Genomic DNA, 3,320 nt, shown 5'->3' on the forward strand with positions numbered 1-3,320 from the left:
AACCCGCCCCTTCTGCCCCACGCCACGGACAAGGAATAGACCATGAGCATTCTGAACGGACCACGACTGAATTTCTGGGGCGGCATTCGCACGGACGTGAGCTTGCCGAACAACTCGCCGACCATTCCTTTCAATGGCAATCAGGAATGGCCGCTGTTCGACCTCACCACCTCGACCCTGGCGCCGGGGGCGCAGCCGTACACCGACGACCAGTTGAACACCATGATCAACGCCCCCGACGGCACCTACTACACCGCCGGCGGCTGGAACCACTACGGCCAGCACGTGGTGGACATGCAAAACGCCTTGATCAGTTCCCAAGGCAGCCCCGGCACTGTCGCCACCACCGGCGACATGATCGGCCAGCCGGTGTACCTGCTCGGCTCAGTGGACCCCGTGACCGGGCAAGGCCCGATGTCCGGCCCGATGATGGTCGACCTCGACCCCACGTCATCGGTGACCACGCAGATTTTCGTCGGCGGCCTGCAAATTGGCGGCACCGACAATGTCCAGTTGCTGATTCGCGCCAATGCCGTGTGCAGCAGTTTCGACGTCACCGGCCGCGTGCTCGACCCTCCCAAAATGGACGCACCGGGCTCGTTCCATGCCAGCGGCACCTTCCAGTTGACCTTCCCGCTGAGCAGCATCGTCAGTTGGAACAAAAACAGTGCGGGCCTGAAAGCGATCATCCAGGCACCGGGAGCGACGGGGATTGTCCTGCGCTTTGTGATGTTCGAAATGTGCCCGCAGATGACCACCGCGCAACTGGATGCCGATTACGCCGCGGGTAAATTCACCCCCAACCCAAGCATCGGCCGGGTGATCGGCACACTGGCGCCCGCCTTTGCCGGTGAGCCGCTGAGCTGCCAGCCGGGGCGGCAGCTGATCAATGCAGCCACCGGCAATGCCGCCTATGCAGCCTTGGGCAGCAATGGCCTGCTGAGCCTGGACATGGTCAACGTGATTCCCAAGCAAACCTTCCGCGCGGTGCGCGATGACATCACCAGCCCTATCGGGCCGAATGCCAATTACGGGCCGGTCACGATTGCAGCAGGCGCCGCGCCGTTGCTGACGCTTAACCCGACCGCCAGCCCGCTGGTCAATTACTACGTGTACGGCGGCATCGTCGATGTGCCGTTGAATACCAGCCAGCAGCAGGCGGTGCGGACCACACCCCTGAACATCACCGCGCCCAACCCGGTGAACGGCAAAAAACTCAGCGCGAACGAATCGACCTATCGGGTGTATGCCGACCAACGCAATGTGTACCTGGAGGACTACCCCAACGGTTTGACGATCAGCGTGCAGGTCAACTACCTGGGCGGGCCAGTGCCGAACACCACAACGGTCAGCCTGGCCGCCAGTGCGCCGGGGACTTACGATAACAAGCAATACACAGACTTCCTCACGTTCCCCACTTCGCTGACCGTGAATGCTGGCCAACAGACGGCAAGTTTCAAGGTGGCCCTCAAGCCAGGCAGCGCCGCCCAGGCGGGCTTTGTGTCGTTGACCTGCACGGCCAATGGCGTGGAAAACGGTGCGTTTTTCACTAACTTCCGCAAATACGCGCAGACCGACTTCGGCATCGCCAAGGGCAGCATCATCACGTGGGCGCAGGTGTATCCCAACGTGCTGCGCTTTCACTACCTGGCCTTCCCCGCCATGTCGCGCTACGTGCCGTTGAACCAGCCCGATGCGATCATGGCGGCAAAAAACGCCATCCTCGCGCGCACCGCCGATGCCTACAAAGGCACCACGCTGTTCATGCCCGTGGTGCGCTCGATGTCGCCGGCGCAGCGCGCATTGCTGCGCGCCTACCTCACCGGCAGCCCATGGCAACCGCCGCAATAGGAGCGCAGTGCGATGACCTTGACTATCCCCGCGCAGCCCATCAAAGCCCTGCGCCCGAGCACACTGATCGCCGAAGGCCTGCTCAACCCGCGCGGCCTGTGCCTGCACGCCGATGGCAGCCTGCTGTTGGCGGAAGCCGGCTCGGGCCTGCCGGACCAGCCGTTCAGTGGCCGCATCAGCCGGCTGCCCCCCGACCCGCAACGGCCGGGCGCCTACCTGCCCGGTGAGATCCTCGCCCACGGGTTTCGCGCCATGAACCTGCAGGCACGCATGCTGCGCGATGAAATCATGGGCGTGTCGGACATCGCCTGTGGCGACGGGCGCTGCCTCGTCAGCCAGACCGATTATGTCGGCGGCTCGAAATTGCTCGACCTGCAATACACGCCGCCCGAGCCGGTTTTTCACAGCCAAGGCAACCTGAATGCGCTGTGTTATCACCCAACGCGGCGCAGTTGGCTGGCGGTCAAACCCGACACCAACCAGCTGGTGGAATTTCGCAGTGGCGAAGAAGAACGCGTGCTGGCGCAACTGCCCCCTCTGGACCAAGGCCAGGAAGCCGTGCCCGTCACGCTGGTGTACGAACCCGAGACCGACGCGGTGCTGATCAGCCTGTTTTCCGGCGAACTGCACGGCGACCCTGCGCGCAAGGGCATCGACTTTGCCGACAAGGCCGGCCAGGTGATTCGGGTGCACCCGGCCAGCGCGCGCATCGAAGTCGTCATCGACGGCCTGCAACTGCCCACCGGGCTGGCACTGTGCCCGGACGGCCACCTGCTGGTGCTGGAATTGTGCAGCCACCTGCAACAACCGTTGCCACTGGGCTGGAATGGCGAACCGTTGCATGGCGGTTTTACCCGGTTCAGCGGACGATTACTGCGCTGCAACCTGCACAGCGGCCGGGTTGAAGTGCTGGCGCGCGGGCTGGATACGCCGTCCAACCTGTGCGTAGTGCCCGGCGCAGTCGTGGTGAGTGAAGGCATGGGTTTGACGGGCCGGCAGTTGCCGGCGCCCAACGGCACAGTGGTGCCGTTGGGCGGGCGGTTGCGGCGCGTGGTGCTGTGAGCGAGGTTCGAGGTTCGAGGTTCGAGGTCAGGCAGCAGCCACCGGCCCCTCCAGCAACAACACGGTAGCGGGCCCGGCGCGCAAAGACGGGTTGCGCTTAGCCTGCTCCAACATATGCGCAGCCACATGGTGGGCATCCAGCGCGGCTTTGGATGCCCACTTCTCGATCAGCACAAAACCGTCAGGGTTGCCGACCACCGGGTGCAAATCGTATTGCAAACAGCCGTCCTCGGCCCTGACCTGAGGCGCCAGTTTTTCAAAGGCCGACACCTGCTCCGAACCTTTGCCGGGCTGGGCAGTGATAATGACGACAAGCCGTACTTCATCTGACATGCGAACACCGTTTCACAAAATGGATAAGGTACAAGCACAGTACGTGAGCCCACCGGCGGCTGGCAAAAAACATA

Annotated in this window: 3 protein-coding genes; 2 read left to right on the plus strand and 1 reads right to left on the minus strand. The window is 63.3% G+C overall.

Annotated features, from left to right (window positions below; all coding sequences use genetic code 11):
- Window positions 1-42 precede the first annotated feature (42 nt).
- Together WBB95_RS19665 and WBB95_RS19670 are read left to right on the plus strand one after the other, a co-directional pair.
- The gene (locus WBB95_RS19665) at window positions 43-1,851 is read left to right on the plus strand and encodes a hypothetical protein (protein ID WP_424489093.1); all 1,809 of its coding nucleotides are present in this window, start codon (window positions 43-45) and stop codon (window positions 1,849-1,851) included.
- A 12-nt stretch (window positions 1,852-1,863) separates the two neighbouring features.
- Complete coding sequence (locus tag WBB95_RS19670; protein ID WP_424489094.1) at window positions 1,864-2,913, plus strand: hypothetical protein; 1,050 nt, start codon at window positions 1,864-1,866, stop codon at window positions 2,911-2,913.
- A 27-nt stretch (window positions 2,914-2,940) separates the two neighbouring features.
- On the opposite strand, the gene WBB95_RS19675 is transcribed toward WBB95_RS19670, so the two are convergent.
- Complete coding sequence (locus WBB95_RS19675) at window positions 2,941-3,246, minus strand: putative quinol monooxygenase (RefSeq protein WP_424489095.1); 306 nt, start codon at window positions 3,244-3,246, stop codon at window positions 2,941-2,943.
- Between the last annotated feature and the right edge of the window lie 74 nt (window positions 3,247-3,320).

It is taken from the genome of Pseudomonas sp. (genome assembly GCF_049645325.1).
Taxonomy (GTDB): domain Bacteria; phylum Pseudomonadota; class Gammaproteobacteria; order Pseudomonadales; family Pseudomonadaceae; genus Aquipseudomonas.